Below are 17,539 nucleotides of genomic sequence, written 5' to 3'. Positions count from 1 at the left end.
CCGCCAAACTTCTTGGACAGCACGGTGGCGATCGCTGCAGTCAGCGTCGTCTTGCCATGGTCCACGTGACCAATCGTGCCCACGTTCACGTGGGGCTTGGTGCGCTCAAACTTACCTTTTGCCATTTTGAAATTTCCTTGAGAGAAAAGAACACGCCCGTGATTGCGGTTTTAGGTCTGCATGCCGCTGCTGATTTCCTGCCCACGGGCGAAACAGGAGCGCGGCATCGCAGACCGACCCTTGCGGATCGGGAAAGACGCAAGCAGCTTACTTTGCGCGAGCGGCAACGATGGCGTCGGCCACGTTCTTGGGCGCTTCAGCGTAGTGCTTGAATTCCATGGTGTAGGTGGCGCGGCCCTGCGTCATCGAACGCAGCTGCGTGGCGTAGCCGAACATTTCGGACAGCGGCACCTCGGCTTTGATGGCCTGGCCGCCGCCAGCGATGGCTTCCATGCCCTGCACCATGCCACGACGGCTGGAGAGGTCGCCCATCACGGTACCGGCGTAGTCGTCCGGGGTCTCGACTTCCACGGCCATCATCGGCTCCAGGATTACAGGGTTGGCCTTGCGGGCCGCTTCCTTGAAGCCGAAGATGGCAGCCATCTTGAAGGCCTGTTCGGACGAGTCCACGTCGTGGTACGAACCGAAGGTCAGGCGCACGCGAACATCCACCACGGGGTAGCCGGCCAGCACGCCGCTGGTGAGCGCTTCTTCCACGCCTTTTTGCACGGCGGGGATGTACTCGCGCGGCACCACGCCACCCTTGATTTCGTCAACGAACTCGAAGCCCTTGCCGGGCTCCATGGGTTCGAGCGTGAACACCACGTGGCCGTACTGGCCCTTACCACCGGACTGACGCACGAACTTGCCTTCCACATCGGTCACCGACTTGCGCACGGTTTCACGATAGGCCACCTGCGGCTTGCCGACGTTGGTTTCCACGCCAAACTCACGCTTCATGCGATCGACGATGATGTCCAGGTGCAGCTCGCCCATGCCAGCGATGATGGTCTGGCCCGATTCTTCGTCGGTGCGCACGCGGAATGACGGATCTTCGGAGGCCAGGCGCGACAGGGCAATGCCCATCTTCTCCTGGTCAGCCTTGGACTTGGGCTCCACGGCCTGCGCGATCACTGGCTCAGGGAAGACCATGCGCTCCAGCACGATGGGCGCAGCCATGTCGCACAGCGTATCACCGGTGGTCACCTCCTTCAGACCCACACAAGCGGCGATGTCGCCAGCGCGGATTTCATCGATTTCCGTACGCGCATTGGCACTCATCTGCACGATGCGACCGATGCGCTCTTTCTTGCCCTTGGTGGCGTTGAGCACGGTGTCGCCCTTGGTGAGCACGCCCGAGTACACGCGCACGAAGGTCAGCTGACCCACGTAGGGGTCGGTCATCAGCTTGAACGCCAGCGCGGAGAACTTCTCGTTGTCGTCGGCCTTGCGGGTCAACGGCTTTTCCTCGTCGTCCGGGTCGGTGCCTGCCACGTCGGGGATGTCCACTGGCGAGGGCAGGAAATCCAGCACCGCGTCCAACATGCGCTGCACGCCCTTGTTCTTGAACGCCGAGCCGCACAGCATGGGCTGGATTTCGTTGGCGATGGTGCGCTGACGCAGGCCGGCGATGATTTCCTTTTCGGACAGATCGCCTTCCTCAAGGTACTTGTTCATCAGTTCCTCAGAGGACTCGGCTGCGGCCTCGACCATCTTCTCGCGCCATTCCTTGGCGGTATCCACCAGCTCGGCAGGAATGTCCACGTATTCGAACTTCATGCCCTGCGAGGCCTCATCCCAGAGGATGCCCTTCATCTTGATCAGATCGACCACGCCCTTGAAGCTGTCCTCGGCGCCGATGGGGATCACCACCGGCACGGGGTTGGCCTTCAGGCGCAACTTCATCTGCTCGACGACCTTGAAGAAGTTGGCACCGGTGCGGTCCATCTTGTTGACGAAGGCCAGACGCGGCACCTTGTGCTTGTTGGCCTGGCGCCAGACAGTCTCGGACTGGGGCTGCACGCCGCCCACGGCGCAGTACACCATGCAGGCGCCGTCGAGCACGCGCATGGAGCGCTCCACCTCAATGGTGAAGTCCACGTGGCCCGGGGTGTCGATGATGTTGATGCGGTGCTCGGGGCGGCTCATGTCCATGCCCTTCCAGAAGGCCGTCACGGCCGAGGAAGTGATGGTGATGCCACGTTCTTGTTCCTGCTCCATCCAGTCGGTGGTGGCGGCGCCGTCGTGCACCTCACCCAGCTTGTGGGTCACGCCGGTGTAGAACAGGATGCGCTCGGACGTGGTGGTCTTGCCGGCGTCGATGTGCGCCGAGATGCCGATGTTGCGGTAGCGCTCAATGGGGGTTTTGCGAGCCATTTGTCAAATACTCCATAACGGCCAAAGCCCGCCCTGTGCTGTACGGTACAGGCCGGGCTTGCAGCCGCAGAAAAAATCAATCAGAAACGGAAGTGGCTAAAGGCCTTGTTAGCCTCGGCCATGCGATGCACCTCATCGCGCTTGCGCATGGCGCCGCCACGGCCTTCGGTGGCCTCGATCAGCTCATTGGCCAGGCGCTGAGCCATGGACTTTTCGCTGCGCTTGCGGGCTGCATCCTTGATCCAGCGCATGGACAGGGCCAGACGACGCACCGGACGCACTTCCACGGGCACCTGGTAGTTGGCGCCACCAACACGGCGGGACTTGACCTCGACCATCGGCTTGACGTTGTTGATCGCGGTGGTGAAGACCTCCAGCGGATCCTTGTCCTTTTGTTTCTCACCGATGATGTCCAGCGCACCGTAGATGATGCGCTCGGCCACCGCCTTTTTGCCGCCTTCCATGATCACGTTCATGAATTTGGACAGCTCGACATTGCCGAACTTGGGATCCGGCAGGATTTCACGTTTGGGAACTTCGCGACGACGTGGCATTTTTCACCTCAAAAATTGCTTCAGTTGGCGCTGACGCGCCATGCAACACCAAAGGGCGCTGCACTTACTCGACCCCAGACAGGCACACACCTGCAACCAAAGGGCCACTACGCCTGCCGCTCGTCAAGCGGATACAGGCACCGTAAAACCAGAACACCGGCCAGGCCGGCAAAAAACGAAAGCGGGCACCGCAGCAAAGCCGGCACCACAGGCGGCCATCAGGCCTTCTTGGGACGCTTGGCGCCGTACTTGGAGCGCGCCTGCTTGCGATCCTTGACGCCTTGCAGGTCCAGCGAACCACGCACGATGTGGTAGCGCACACCAGGCAAGTCCTTCACACGACCGCCGCGCACCAGCACCACGCTGTGCTCCTGCAGGTTGTGGCCTTCACCGCCGATGTAGGAAATGACTTCGAAGCCGTTGGTCAGGCGCACCTTGGCCACCTTGCGCAAAGCGGAGTTCGGCTTTTTGGGAGTCGTGGTGTAGACGCGAGTGCAAACGCCGCGGCGCTGCGGGCACTCTTCCATCGCAGGGCTCTTGGACTTGACAGTCTCCACCGTGCGCCCGCGACGGACAAGCTGATTAATCGTTGGCATTGAATCGAGTTCCTCAACGTGATTGCAAAACGTGAACCCAGGCAGGGGCCCGAGCATAGCCTCTCACCCTAGCGAAAACAAAGTACGCAAGGCGAAAAGCCGACCATTATCACATGGCCGAGCCAATCAGGCAAGCCTCGCCCTCTGGGCCCGGCTGCTCCCATGGGCGCGCCGATACGCTGCAGAGCCCTCAGATGGGAACCGTTGTGCGGGCCGCTGGGCAAAACTTTTCACAGACTTTCATCCGCCTTCATCACGCGCCCTCATCGGCGTCGAAGGCAGCTTGGAGCCATTGCATTTCGGCCTGCGGCCCTTCGCCATCGACCAACATCACATCAAAACGGCAGCCAGGCCAGCTCACGCCCGAGTGCTGGGCCAGGTAATGCCGCGCTGCGGCCACGATGCGCCGGCGTTTGCGCGCGTCGATGCTGGCCGCCGCGCCTCCGTGGCTCTGGCGGCCGCGCACACGCACTTCGACGAACACCAAAGTGCCATCGGGCTCGCGCACGATGAGGTCGATTTCCCCGCCGCCACGCCCGGGCGCGCGCCAGTTGCGCTGCACCAGTTGTAGGCCCTGGGCCTGCAGGTGCGCCAGCGCGCGCGCCTCGCCCGCCTGGCCGATGCGCTGTCGCAGCGGTGCGACAATGCCCGCCTGTGCCGCGCTTGGCGCGCTGCGCCCCTGCCCCAGCCTGCCGGCAATCGTTTTGAGAAACCGCATGACTCCATCCTTCTCCCTGGCCTTGCAGGCAGCGCAACAGGCCGCCGCCGCACAGCATTACCCGAAGGCCGCACTGTATGTGGTAGCCACACCGATTGGCAATCTGGCCGACATCAGCCTGCGCGCGCTGCATGTGCTGCAGCTGGCCGACACCATCGCCTGCGAGGACACGCGCCACACCCGCCAGCTGCTCAACGCCTACGGCATCGACAAGCCCCCTGCCGCGCTGCTAGCGGCGCATCAGCACAACGAGCGCAGCGCTGGCGATGCCATCGTGCAGCGCTTGACCCAAGGCCAGCGCGTGGCCCTGGTCAGCGATGCGGGCACGCCCGGCATCAGCGACCCTGGCGCGCTGGTGGCGCAGGCAGTGCAGCAGGCGGGCTTTGCCGTGCTGCCCATCCCCGGGGCCAGCAGCGTCACGGCGGCGCTCAGCGCCACGGCGCTTGCGCAACCGCCCGATGCGCCGGGCGGCTACGTCTTCATGGGCTTTTTGCCCGCCAAGGGGCAAATGCGGCAGGCTGCTCTGCGCGAAGTGCAGCAGCAGGCGCGCGCTGTGGTGCTGCTGGAGGCGCCGCACCGCATTACCGAGCTGGCGCAGGCCTTGGCCGAACTGGGCGAACGCCGCATCACCCTGGCCCGTGAACTAACCAAGCAGTTCGAGCAGCTGCACACGCTGCCTGCCGCAGAAGCCAGCGCCTGGCTGACTGCCGAGCCCTCGCGCCAGCGCGGCGAGTTCGTGGTGATCGTGCACCCGGACACTGCGCCGTCTCAGGCCGCCACCCCGGATAGCCCGCCGCCCGAAGCCCTGCGCCTGCTGCAATTGCTGCTGGCAGAAGACATCCCCCTCAAAAGCGCCGCGCGCGCTGCGGCCCACTTCACGGGCGCATCGCGCAAACTGCTGTATGCCGCTGGACTGGAGCTGGGCAAGACAGACGACGCCCCGGGCCCTGCGGGCGGGTGATGCCCGGCCCGTTGGCAATGGGCAGCGGCAGGTAGAATCGGCCCTTTTTGCGCGCGCATCGCGGGCTTGCAGATTGACGAACACCGCCACATGGTGAGGGCCTGTTCAGGGTCTGAGCGCGCCGCGCCGCCTGGACTCGCCCCGCCCAGCCCGAGATCACGTTCCGCTCACGCCATGTCTTCCGACCACTCCGCCCCTACCGATTACCGCAGCAAGCTCAACCTGCCCGATACCCCCTTCCCCATGCGCGGCGATTTGCCCAAGCGCGAGCCGCAATGGGTGCAGCAGTGGGAAGAAGGCGGCCTCTACCAGAAGCTGCGCGCGGCGCGCAAGGGGCGGCCGCTGTTCGTGCTGCACGACGGGCCGCCGTATGCCAACGGGCAGATTCACATCGGCCACGCGGTCAACAAAATCCTCAAGGACATGATCGTCAAATCGCGCCAGCTCGAAGGCTTTGACGCGGCCTACGTGCCCGGCTGGGATTGCCACGGCCTGCCGATCGAGAACGCGATTGAAAAGCTGCACGGGCGCAACCTCAGCCGCGACGACATGCAGGCCAAGGCGCGCGCTTTTGCGCAGGAGCAAATCGCCCAGCAAATGGCCGATTTCAAGCGCCTGGGCGTGCTGGGTGACTGGGAGCAGCCCTACAAAACCATGAACTACGCCAACGAGGCGGGCGAGCTGCGCGTGCTGAAAAAGGTGATGGAGCGCGGCTTTCTCTACCGCGGCCTCAAGCCCGTGTACTGGTGCTTTGATTGCCAATCCTCGCTGGCCGAGTTCGAGATCGAATACGCCGACAAGAAATCGGACACGCTGGACGTGGCCTTCAAGGCCCACGATCGCGCCCGCCTGGCCGCGGCCTTTGGCCTGCCGGCCCTGCCCGATGCGGCCAAGGATGCGTTTGCCGTGATCTGGACCACCACGGCCTGGACGATCCCGGCCAACCAGGCGCTCAATCTCAACCCCGAGATCGAGTACGCGCTGGTCGATACCGCCCGGGGCTATCTGATCCTGGCGCGCGTGCTGGTAGAGAAATGCCTGGAGCGCTTTGGCCTGACGGGCGAAGTCATCGCCACCGCGCCGGGCAAGGCCCTGGCCGATCTGCCCTTCGAGCATCCGCTCTACGACGCCGATGCGGGCTACCGCCGCCTCTCGCCCGTGATCCTGGCCGACTACGCCACCGCCGAGGACGGTACCGGCATCGTGCACTCCGCGCCCGCCTATGGCGTGGACGACTTTTATTCCTGCCTGGGCTACGGCCTCAAACACAACGAAATCCTCACCCCCGTGCAAGCGGGCGGCGTGTACGCGCAGGACTTCCCGCTCTTTGGCGGCCTGCACATCTGGAAGGCCGTGCCCGTCATCCTCGATGCGCTCAAGCTCGCCGGGCGCCTGCTGGCCACGCAGCCCATCACGCACAGCTACCCGCATTGCTGGCGCCACAAATCGCCGGTGATCTACCGCGCCACGGCGCAATGGTTTGTGCGCATGGACGAAGGCCAGGGCCTGTTTGCCCTGGAGCAGCCGCCCATGACGCTGCGCCAGACGGCGCTGGCCGCCATCGAGCAAACCAGCTTTTACCCCGCCAACGGCAAGGCGCGATTGCACGACATGATCGCCAACCGGCCCGATTGGGGCATTTCGCGCCAGCGCAACTGGGGTGTGCCGCTGCCCTTCTTCCTGCACAAGGAGACCGAGGAGCTGCACCCGCGCACCATGGAAATCTTCGACCAGGCCATTGCCATCGTCGAGCAAGGCGGCATCGAGGCCTGGAGCCGCGCCAGCGCCGAGGACATCCTCGGCCCCGAGGATGCGCCGCATTACAACAAGCTCAACGACGTGCTGGATGTGTGGTTCGACTCCGGCTCCACCTTCTCGCACGTGCTGCACGGCACGCACGCCGCCGTGGGCCACCACAGCGGTCAAGAGGCCGATTTGTACCTGGAAGGGCACGACCAGCACCGCGGCTGGTTCCACTCCTCGCTGTTGCTGTCTTGCGCGCTCAATGGCCGCGCACCCTACAAGGGCCTGCTCACCCACGGCTTCACCGTCGATGGCCAGGGCAAGAAGATGAGCAAATCCCTGGGCAACACCGTCGCGCCGCAGCAGGTCAGCAACAAGCTGGGCGCGGAAATCATCCGCCTGTGGGTGGCCTCGACCGACTACTCGGGCGATTTGGCCATCGACGAGAAAATCCTCGCCCGCGTCGTCGATGCCTACCGCCGCATCCGCAACACGCTGCGCTTTTTGCTCGCCAACACCAGCGATTTCGACCCCGCGCGCGACGCCGTGCCGCTGGAGCAAATGCTGGAGATCGACCAATACGCCCTGGCGCGTGCTGCCGCCTTGCAGCGCGAGATCCTGGCGCACTACCACGTCTACGAGTTCCACCCCGTGGTGGCGAAATTGCAGGTCTATTGCTCCGAGGAGCTGGGCGCGTTTTATCTGGACGTGCTCAAGGATCGGCTCTACGTCACCCAGGAGAAAAGCCTGGCGCGGCGCAGCGCGCAAACCGCGCTGTGGCACATCACCCACGCCATGCTGCGCTGGATGGCGCCCTTCCTCTCCTTCACCGCCGAGGAGGCCTGGCCCATCTTCGCCCCCGGCCAGAGCGAGAGCATCTTCATCGAGACCTTCTACGACATCCCGGTCACCGCCAGCGCCGACCAGTTGCTCGCCAAATGGGGCCGCATCCGCGCCATCCGCGACGTGGCCAACAAGGAGATCGAAAACCTGCGCGCCGCCGGCGGCATCGGCGCCTCGCTGCAGGCGGCCCTGCACATCAGCGCCCAGCCCGAGGACTACGAACTGCTGGCCAGCCTGGAGGACGACCTCAAATACGTGTTCATCACCTCGGCCGTGCAACTGCAGCCCGGCCAGCCCGGCCAAGCACCGCAGGTGCAGGTCTCGCCCGCGGCGGGCAACAAATGCGCCATGACCTGGCACTACAGCGACACCGTCGGCCAGGACGCCCAGCACCCCACGCTCTCGGCCCGCGCCATCAGCAATCTGTTCGGCGCAGGCGAAGTGCGCCGCTTCGCCTGAACGCGGCCGCCGCCGCGCACCGCCTGCCTGGAGCACCGCGCCCGTGCCTGGCCGCAGCGCATCCAAGCCCCCAGCTCCGCCCAGCGCCAGCGCGGGCCGCTGGCGCAGCGCCGGCTGGGTGCTGCTGTACCTGTTGATCTCGGCCCTGGCGCTGGCGCGCTCGCTGCCCTGGTGGGATCCCGTCTATGCCCACACCGCCTGGTACTTCGATTACACGCAAGGCTTCGTCAAGCGCGGTCTGGCCGGCGAGCTGCTGCGGCTGGCCGGGCTTGCGCCCACGCACGCCACACTGCGCCTCATCAGCCTGGGCCTGAGCGCCGCCTTCTGGCTGGGCGCCAGCCTGCTGCTGTGGCGGCTGTACCAGCGCAGCGGGCGCCACAGCGGCATGGCTTGGCTGGCGCTGGCGTTTGCCAGCAGCTCGGCCACCTGGCAGCACTGGCTGATCGACGCGGGCCGACTCGACCATCTGCTGCTGGCGCTGGCGCTGGCGGGCATGGCGCTGCTGACCACCGTGCAACGCCCGGCGCTGGCCTTGGCCCTGGTGTTGCCGCTGAATCTGCTGGCGCTGCTGGTGCATGAGGCAGCGCTGCTGCTGTTCATCCCGCTGCTGCTGGCCTGGTGGCATTACCGCCAGGGACCAGCCGCGCGCGGCTGGATCCTGGCCTGCGCCGCCCTGAGCGCACTGGCCGCCGTGCTAATTGCCGCGCTGGGCACGCGCGAGCCGCTGGACTTTGCCGAGGACTTCGCCCGCCAGCAGGCCCGAGCTGGCGGCTGGCTGGTGGCCGAGTCCTACGCCGTGCCCTACCAGGGCGGCCTGCGGCACAACGTGCAACTGAGCCTGCAGCGCCTGGGCGATGTGCGCCAGCTCTACTACCACCTGGAGCTGTTGCTGCTGTGTCTGCTGCCCCATGCCTGGCTGCTGTGGCAGGCCGGGCGGCAGCCTGCTGCGCCCATGCCTGCCTCCGCCCCGGCTTCAGCTGCTGCGCCAGTGCCGGCACGCCCCATCCTCTGGCGCGCATGGCTGTTGGCCTGCCTGGCGCCCTGCCTGCTGTATGCCGTCTCGATCGACTTCTACCGCTGGTGGGCCTGGGCCATTTGCAATCTGTACCTGGCCGTCATGCTGCTGTGCCTGTGCGATGCGCCGCTGCGCACGCGCCTGGCGCACGCTCTGGCCGAGCAGCGCGCCGTATTGCTGTACCTGATTGCCAGCGCGCTGCTGATGGGTGGCCTGGGGCCCGACAATCCTTACCCGCTCGTTACCCTGCACACCCGCTGGGGCGAGCTTTAGAGCCCCGCAGATCAGTCGCGCAGGCTCTACCGCCGCCCGCCCAGGCGGGCCAGCGGATCCTGCCGATAGAACGCGCGCAGCAGCGCATACCACTCTGGCTGCCATTGCTGCAGCCGCTGCGGCTCGGTGAAAAAACTCTCGGAGCTGACGGCAAAGAACTCCGCCGGATCGGTGGCCGCATAAGGGTCCAGCGGCAGGCCGTCGTAGAGCGCCTGGCCCTGGGGCGAATCGGGGTCCACATCCGGGGGCATGGCCGCATCCAGCATGTCCAGCGCCCGACCCAGGCGCCGCCAGCCGCCCATCAGCTGAGCCTGCCAGTGCGCCGGGTCAATCCCTGTACCTCCCAGATGCGGCATGCCATCGGCCGCGCCATGGGCCATGTCCAGCTTGTGCGCGAACTCATGGATGACCACGTTCATGCGCTGGCCGAGCTGGCCAGGCGACTCCTGCTGGCCGGGCCGGGCCTGCTCCCAGGCCAGCACCAGCGGCCCGCCCTCCCAGGCCTCGCCATAGCTGGGCTCGTCCATGGCGTGCACCACGCCAGCGGCATCGACTTGCGCATGCCGCGTCACGAACGCACCGGGGTAGATGACGATACCCGTCCAGCCCTCATACCACTGTGTGCCCAGATTCAGGATCGGCAGGCAGGCCTGTAAGGCAATGCCCAGCGCCATGGCGTCCGTGACCTGCAGGCCCTGCACGCCGTCGAACCTCTTGCTGGCCAGAAACCAGGCGCAATGCTGGCGCAGTCGCTGCTGCTCCTGCTCCTCCAGCCCATGCAGAAACGGCAACGCCGCCAGTTGCTGGCGCCACAGCCCTTCGTCGATGGCCGCCTGCTTTTTCGCCACCGCCCGCGCCGAGGCGCCCTTGCCCAGCAGCCAATTGAAAACTCCCATACCTTGCTCTCACTTCCCGTGAAAGTTGTGATGACATTCCAGACGGAAAAAAGGCCTTGAAGGAGCACTACCCCTTCAAGGCCTGTTTTGGAGCTCGTCCTCCAAACCCTCGCGCTGCGCTCTTAACCCAGGAGTGGTAACGCTAAACGCAAGGGATTTGGCAATAAGCTCTCATCGCCGGCGCCAATCAACGGCGGCCCAGCCGGCCCTGGCGGGCCAGCACCAGCACCGCCAGCATCATCAGCAGCAAAGCCCAGGGCGCATTGGCAGGCACCGGCACCGGGCTGGCGCTGGGTGCGCCCACTGGCGCGGGCTGCACGCTCGAACGGTTGTTGCTCTGCACCACATCGCTCTGATCGCTGTCCACCGTGGCCGTATTGCGGTACTCGCCCGAAGGCTTGACCTTGGCATCAATCCACAGCGAGGCGCTGGCGCCATTGGCCAGGTTGCCCAGCGTCCACACGCCCGTTGCCGCATCGTAGGCTGGGCTCTGCGCCGCCACGAACTCATAGCCCGAGGGCAGACGATCCTCCACCTTGACGCCCGTCGCATCGGCCGGCCCCAGGTTCTTCACCTCCAGCGTGAAGCGCACGGTCTCACCCACGTTCGGCGCGAGTTTGTCCACCGACTTGGTCACCTGCAGGTCCACCTGCACATCATTGACCTTCACCGTGGCTTTCGCAGGGCTGCACACCGTGTCGTTCGGGGCCAGCAGGCAGATTTCGTACGGATATTCGTACGTGCCCGCAGGCGTGCCCGGCTTGACCGTGATGGTGCCGTCCGGATTCATTTCCAGACCGCCCGTGGCCGGCGGGTTCGGCAGCGTGCCCGGCTTGAGCGTCACGTTCGTGCCAATCACTGCCGGCTGGCCATTGGCCTTGTCGCCGCCATTGCCGTTGTTGTCGGCCACCACCGACGGCGTCTTGCCGCCCGTGCTGGGGATCGTGCCCATGTCGTCGTCCACGGCCTGGATGGTCGGGTTGACCTTCACCGTGGCTTTCGCAGGGCTGCACACCGTGTCGTTCGGAGCCAGCAGGCAGATTTCGTACGGATATTCGTACGTGCCCGCAGGCGTGCCCGGCTTGACCGTGATGGTGCCGTCCGGATTCATTTCCAGACCGCCCGTGGCCGGCGGATTGGGCAGCGCGCCCGGCTTGAGCGTCACGTTCGAGCCAATCACTGCCGGCTGGCCATTGGCCTTGTCGCCGCCATTGCCGTTGTTGTCGGCCACCACCGACGGCGTCTTGCCGCCCGTGCTGGGGATCGTGCCCATGTCGTCGTCCACGGCCTGGATGGTCGGGTTGACCTTCACCGTAGCTTTCGCAGGGCTGCACACCGTGTCGTTCGGGGCCAGCAGGCAGATTTCGTACGGATATTCGTACGTGCCCGCAGGCGTGCCCGGCTTGACCGTGATGGTGCCGTCCGGATTCATTTCCAGACCGCCCGTGGCCGGCGGGTTCGGCAGCGTGCCCGGCTTGAGCGTCACGTTCGTGCCAATCACTGCCGGCTGGCCATTGGCCTTGTCGCCGCCATTGCCGTTGTTGTCGGCCACCACCGACGGCGTCTTGCCGCCCGTGCTGGGGATCGTGCCCATGTCGTCGTCCACGGCCTTAACCGTTGCCTTGGCCGTCACCGTCGCCGTGCCGCTGTTGTTGCTCGGATCATCGCCCGGGGTCGTCGTGCTGCTCACCGTCGCGGTGTTCGCGTAGTCGCCCGTGGCGTTCACCGTCGCCTTCAGCGTCAGCGTCGCGCTCGCACCATTGGCCAGGTCGCCCACCGTCCACGTCGGGGCAGTGTAGGTACCCTCGCTCGCCGTGGCGCTCACCAAGGTGTAGCCGCTTGGCAGCTGCTCGTTCACCGTCACCGCTTGCGCTGCCGACGGGCCGTCGTTGGTCACCGTGATCGTGAACGTCACTTCATCTCCCACAGACGCATCGGCTTTGTCCACCACCTTCGTCAGGCGCACGTCCGCCTTCGCCTTGGCCGTCACCGTCGCCGTACCGCTGTTGTTGCTCGGGTCATCGCCCGGGGTCGTCGTGCTGTTCACCGTCGCGGTGTTCGCATAGTCGCCCGTGGCATTCACCGTCGCCTTCACAGTCAGCGTCGCATTCACACCATTGGCCAGGTCGCCCACCGTCCAGGTCGGGGCGGCGTAGGTGCCCGCACTCGGCGTGGCGCTCACCAGTGTGTAGCCGCTTGGCAGCTGCTCGTTCACCGTCACCGCTTGCGCTGCCGACGGGCCGTCGTTGGTCACCGTGATCGTGAACGTCACTTCGTCTCCCACAGACGCATCGGCCTTGTCCACCACCTTCGTCAGGCGCACGTCCGCAGCATCTTTGACCACCACCGTTGCGGTGGCATTGGCACAGGTTGCAGGATTGGTCGCAGGATGCAGGCAGATCGTGTACGGGTAGGTGTACGTACCAGGCGCAGTGCCTGCAGCCACCGTGATCACGCCAGTGTTTGCATCCATCGTCAACGCAGTGTTCGATGGCGTGCCCGGCGTCAGCGTCACGTTTGTGCCGATCACTGCTGGCTGGCCGTTGGCCGTATCAACCCCTGCGCCGTTATCCAGCACCACGCTCGGCGTCACGATCGGGTTCGTCGCACTGAAATTGTGCTCACCCATGTTGTCGTTCACTGCAGCAATCACGCCTTTGATCACCACCGTTGCGGTGGCATTGGCACAGGTTGCAGGATTGGTCGCAGGATGCAGGCAGATCGTATACGGGTAGGTGTACGTACCAGGCACAGTACCTGCCGCCACCGTGATCACGCCAGTGTTTGCATCCATCGTCAACGCCGTGTTCGACGGCGTGCCCGGCGTCAGCGTCACGTTCGTGCCGATCACGGCCGGCTGGCCGTTGGCCGTATCAACGCCTGCGCCGTTATCCAGTACCACGCTTGGCGTCACAACCGGGTTCGTTGCACTGAAGTTGTGCTCGCCCATGTTGTCGTCAACAGCGTCGATCGACACCACATGCACCGTTTCCGTTGCCTTTGCGCAGATCGTCGGGTGGCTCACCAGGCAGATCTCGTACTCCACCGTGTGCGCCCCCACAGGCGCGCCCGCAGCCACTTCAATCAGGCCCGTGGCCGGGTTCAGCGCCACGCTCGGGTTCGACGCAGACACCTGCGCCAGTCTCACGTTCGTCAGCGTGGCATCCGCGCCATCGGCCTTGTCCGTGCCGCTGCCATTGTCGGCCAGCACAGAAGGCGTTGTGCCCCCTGTGGCCGCGTTGTAGCTGCCCAGGTCGTCGCCATGCGCCTCGATCGTGGGCAGCAGCTCGCCAAAGTTGTAGTTCACGGCGCTCACGCCGCCATCAAGCAGCATGCCTGTGATGGCGCTGGGGGTCGTGCCTTGTGCAGTGGCAACACCCACGGCGGCAGGGCCAGTGCCAGGGGTGGTTTTGCCATCGTAGTAACCAGCCGGTTGATCGGGCTGCACCACTTTGTACAGACCGTTTTGCAGGCCGGTGAACTGGTAGTCGCCATCTGCATTGGTGAGGGTTTCCGGATAGGTCACCAGGATGTCGTCACCCGCACAAACAGGTGGCAGGGTCGTTCCCATGTCGGTGCTGTCCACCGTGCCATTGGGGCCGACCGTGCAGGCGTACAGCACCAGTTTGTTGTTCTGGATGCCGTCATCACCCGCATCCACCTGGCCGTTGTCGTTGCGATCGACGTACACCTTGCCCGATAGGCTGTTGACGCCGCCCTGAATGCGCACGCTTTCATTGGCCAATGCGTAGATGTACTGCAGGCCGCTGGGCGCTGCCTCGGGTGAATGGGCGCCCACGCTGTTGTTGTAAATGTCGCCTTGCCGGGCAATGGCCGGGTCGGTCGCAAAGTGCAGCATCACCGGATACTGCTGGCCATGGGCCATGGTCATGCCAGCGGGCGGGTTGATGCGTACGGCTGTGGCCGCGCCAATGTCGCTCGGGCAGCCTGCAGTGCCAAACTCCGTGCTCAGGCACCATTTGGTGGCCCCGCCTGGGATGGCATTGCTGGGATCGCGTGGATTGTTGTGGATTTCGCCAGGCGCGCGATTGGTGTAGTACACCGCCTCGCCATGCGCCACATCCACTTGGGTCAGACGGTAGGCGCCAGGTTGCATCACCGTAGCTGGGCTGCGGCCCGTGAAGCTGCGGGCAGGGTCGCTCTGGTCGTCACCTACATAGGGCAGGATGTCGATCAGATCGGGCACATCTTCTGCCGCCACTGGCAGGTCAGAGCTGTAGGCGATGCGGTACTGGAAGTTCTGACCCGGTTGGATAGAGCCAGCGCCGCCAGTCAAGGTCTTGCTCAGGCTGACCCGGGCTGGCACTTGCACCAGGATGTCGGTATGCGCGGCCTTGAGGCAGTTGCCATAGCCGATCGGCGCCACGGCGCTGAAGCTGCAATCGGCCTGGTCGTCATTGGCCCCACCGCTGACGGCGGCGTAATTGCGCAAGGTGCTGTTGGCTGCGGCAGTGACTGCCACTTGGGCGGCGAACTCGATGGTTTCGAGCTTGGCGCCGTCGCTGTTGTCTTGCCCCAGGAACGGCTTTTTCGTGCCCAAATCCCAAGTCAGCGTGGTAAAGCCAGCCGCCGGGGTGTCGGCCTGGACCGCAGGCTCACGCGCTGTGCCAGCCACCGTGGCGCTGCCAGCCACGTAGCTCAGGCCAGGCGGAAGGATGTCGGTCACCGTATATGGCGCATCGACCTGCGGCATTTGCGTCGAGAAACGCGGCTGCAGCACATAGCGCACCTGATCGCCAGCGGAAATCACCGGCAGGTCGTTGACATTGGTGTGGCCCTTGACGGTCTTGGTCACGCGCGAGTAGGTCAGCGAAGGCACGACCTCCAAGTGCTCACGGTAGTTGTATCGTTCAAAGTTGTAGTTGTCGGCCCGGGCTGTGGCGCGGTTGCGGATCAGACTGCCTGCGGCAATGTTCTGACCCGCCTGGCGTGTGGTGCCCGCCCCGCGACCGCTCTTGACTTCGATGTCGGCCGCCCAAGTTTTGCGCAGCTTCAGGCCGCGCACAAACAGATAGGCGCTCTGCCCAGGGGGCAACGCCTCAATGTCGGCGCGCACATAAACCAAATCCTCGCCCACAGCCGCCAGGTTGTCGTGCCACTCGATATCGGTGTTGCTGTCAGCGCAATGGTGGAGCGTGCTAGGAAGGCCACCGCCTCCGCCATACTCGGAGTCTCCCGGCGCACCATTGTCCAGCGGGCCCGATGACGAATCGGTGCTGGCGAAATAACGGCTGCCATTTTTGCGTTTGCCATAACGAATGCGTGTTACCAGGCTTGCATCGCCCTGAATCTGCGCTTCAAAGTCTGCGCCCGGCACCCGCTCAGCGCCCATGGAGAGATCGAATGCCGTGCGGTCGATCACTTCACAGGCCGAAATCCCCCGCAAGGGCTCCGGGCCTTTGTTGACAATGCTCAGGCGCGAAGCCACCACCTGGCCTGCCGCCATGTAGTTGACGTGATGATCCCCGTCCTGGCCCGGATCTCTGAACGTGCCGTAAGGCGCGCCCGGGCGGGAATCCGGGGTGTAGATCTTGCTCATGGTGCCCTCAGGCTGACGCACCATGTCGTAAGCGGCTTCATCATTGCCCGTGTTGTTGCTCACGGCGCTGACACCGGCAATCGGCTGGCCACTGACCGAAGCGCCTTGGTAGTTCAGCAGCTTGATCTTGTGCGGAGTCGACACACCGGGCGTATAAGAGGTCAATGGCGTCCACAGCACCAAGGCCTTGTTGCTCACCCACCAGGCCGGATCGTTGCTGATGTCCAGGCCACCGCGCAGCAAGGTCGGGCGGCGCAGCAGATTGGTGTCCATCCCGCTGATGGTGACTGCCAGCTGGCTGCCCGCCGCCGTCACCGCGCAGCTGCCGCCATTGGGCACAACATAGGTTTCCGTGCCGTTATAGGCTGCGCCGGTATCCCCCACCCTTTGGTACAGGTTGATGGAACTGCCGTTCTCATGGCTGGGCCAGCCGTTCAGAGGGCTACCACAGGCGCTGCTGATAAAACTACCCGAAGCGCCCCCGTGCTCGCCAGCCCCAGCGACGTGCCAGTTGTCCAGCTGGGTGCCTGCGGGATAGCCGGAAATGTCCACATTGATGGTCACGTCGCCTTGCAGACGCTCCACGCCCTTGCGGCCCCAACCGGCCGGGTGAGCGGCGCGCAAGCCAATCAAAGGACGATGGAATGTGCCATCCTCGTTGTTCGGGCCGTTGCTAACAGAAAAACCATAGGCCCTTGGGTTGCCCGAATAGCTCATTTCCACCACTGCGTCGTAAAACGGCGCAGCGGTAATGTCGATGGAATTGGCATTGCTGACCGGCTGCAAAGGCGCCGTCACCGCCGCCGAGGTCAGCGTAGTGGCGGGCGCCTGCAAGGTATCGCCATTTTTGGTGACGCTGCCGCGCACGAAGGCGCGCAGAATCACGTTCTCCGTGGTCGAAGCGGCAATGCTGGGCAACACACACGTGAGCGTCTGCTTGTCCTGGGAGATGGCCGAACCCGCCCCGGTACATTGGCTGGGCAAGGCCAGCCATTCGGCAAAGCCGCCAACGGGCAGCACACTGACGATCGTGACGTTGCTGTCGGGCTGCGGATCGGTGCTGACAGCCACCTGGTAATGCACTTCATCATTGGTGCGTACCCTGCCATTGCTCGGCCCCGAGTCATAGCCTGGCACGCTGTCCTGAGCTGGCTGGTCCCAGCCGGCGGTGCCATCGGCCGCCACGGCCACAGTCAGCTCCTTGACTGCGGCATGCGCCTGCGGCAGCGCCACGGCCAGCCACAAGGCGGCAGCCGTCGCACTCAACTGCCACAGCCTGCCCGGCCTGGATGAGTTGATCTTCGTCATCAAAGAAAGTCCTTTCGACTGTGAAAAATGAATGGGGCCGCCATCTGCTGCGCTCTTTGCACATGAGCTACCGCAACAGTCAATTGCAAAAAGATGCAATAAAAACACATCACTCAAACTTGCGCAGCCCCATTCCTGAGCCGGGCAGCAGCGCCCGACTCTCCCTTATAAAGTCGCATATGCTACTGGAAGCACAACTGGTTGCAAAAACAAACTGGGCAGAAGGGAACTATTTCA

Annotated in this window: 10 protein-coding genes; 3 read left to right on the top strand and 7 right to left on the bottom strand. The window is 64.6% G+C overall.

Going from position 1 to position 17,539, the window contains the following annotated elements; translation table 11 throughout:
• The 5 genes from CLI93_RS05575 to CLI93_RS05555 all read right to left on the bottom strand — a co-directional run.
• On the bottom strand, positions 1-125 hold a 125-nt coding region (locus CLI93_RS05575; RefSeq protein WP_229427325.1), incomplete at its 3' end, for a GTP-binding protein.
• Between the two features lie 142 nt (positions 126-267).
• A complete protein-coding gene (gene fusA / locus CLI93_RS05570; RefSeq protein ID WP_095542628.1) occupies positions 268-2,376 on the bottom strand; it encodes an elongation factor G in 2,109 nt (702 codons plus the stop codon).
• A gap of 80 nt (positions 2,377-2,456) precedes the next feature.
• Positions 2,457-2,930, bottom strand: a complete 474-nt coding sequence (gene rpsG, locus CLI93_RS05565; RefSeq protein WP_095540274.1) for a 30S ribosomal protein S7 — start codon at positions 2,928-2,930, stop codon at positions 2,457-2,459.
• Between the two features lie 218 nt (positions 2,931-3,148).
• Positions 3,149-3,526, bottom strand: a complete 378-nt coding sequence (gene rpsL / locus CLI93_RS05560) for a 30S ribosomal protein S12 (RefSeq protein ID WP_095540275.1) — start codon at positions 3,524-3,526, stop codon at positions 3,149-3,151.
• A gap of 253 nt (positions 3,527-3,779) precedes the next feature.
• A complete protein-coding gene (locus CLI93_RS05555; protein ID WP_095542629.1) occupies positions 3,780-4,244 on the bottom strand; it encodes a YraN family protein in 465 nt (154 codons plus the stop codon).
• Here CLI93_RS05555 and rsmI point away from each other — a divergent pair.
• From rsmI to CLI93_RS05540, 3 genes are all read left to right on the top strand, one after another.
• Positions 4,243-5,205 carry a 16S rRNA (cytidine(1402)-2'-O)-methyltransferase gene (gene rsmI / locus CLI93_RS05550; RefSeq protein WP_095542630.1) on the top strand — a complete coding sequence of 321 codons (963 nt, stop codon included), beginning with the start codon at positions 4,243-4,245 and terminating at the stop codon, positions 5,203-5,205. The genes CLI93_RS05555 and rsmI overlap by 2 nt on opposite strands.
• 174 nt (positions 5,206-5,379) lie before the next feature.
• Positions 5,380-8,250: an isoleucine--tRNA ligase gene (gene ileS / locus CLI93_RS05545; protein WP_095542631.1), complete on the top strand. Its 2,871-nt coding sequence runs from the start codon at positions 5,380-5,382 to the stop codon at positions 8,248-8,250.
• A 43-nt stretch (positions 8,251-8,293) separates the two neighbouring features.
• Complete coding sequence (locus CLI93_RS05540; RefSeq protein ID WP_095542632.1) at positions 8,294-9,538, top strand: hypothetical protein; 1,245 nt, start codon at positions 8,294-8,296, stop codon at positions 9,536-9,538.
• Between the two features lie 26 nt (positions 9,539-9,564).
• On the opposite strand, the gene CLI93_RS05535 is transcribed toward CLI93_RS05540, so the two are convergent.
• A complete protein-coding gene (locus CLI93_RS05535; protein ID WP_095542633.1) occupies positions 9,565-10,434 on the bottom strand; it encodes a M90 family metallopeptidase in 870 nt (289 codons plus the stop codon).
• A 187-nt stretch (positions 10,435-10,621) separates the two neighbouring features.
• A complete protein-coding gene (locus CLI93_RS05530) occupies positions 10,622-17,302 on the bottom strand; it encodes a CARDB domain-containing protein (protein ID WP_095542634.1) in 6,681 nt (2,226 codons plus the stop codon).
• Between the last annotated feature and the right edge of the window lie 237 nt (positions 17,303-17,539).

Source organism: Vandammella animalimorsus (genome assembly GCF_002288875.1).
Lineage (GTDB): Bacteria > Pseudomonadota > Gammaproteobacteria > Burkholderiales > Burkholderiaceae_C > Lampropedia > Lampropedia animalimorsus.
This window is presented reverse-complemented; position numbering and strand designations above follow the sequence as displayed.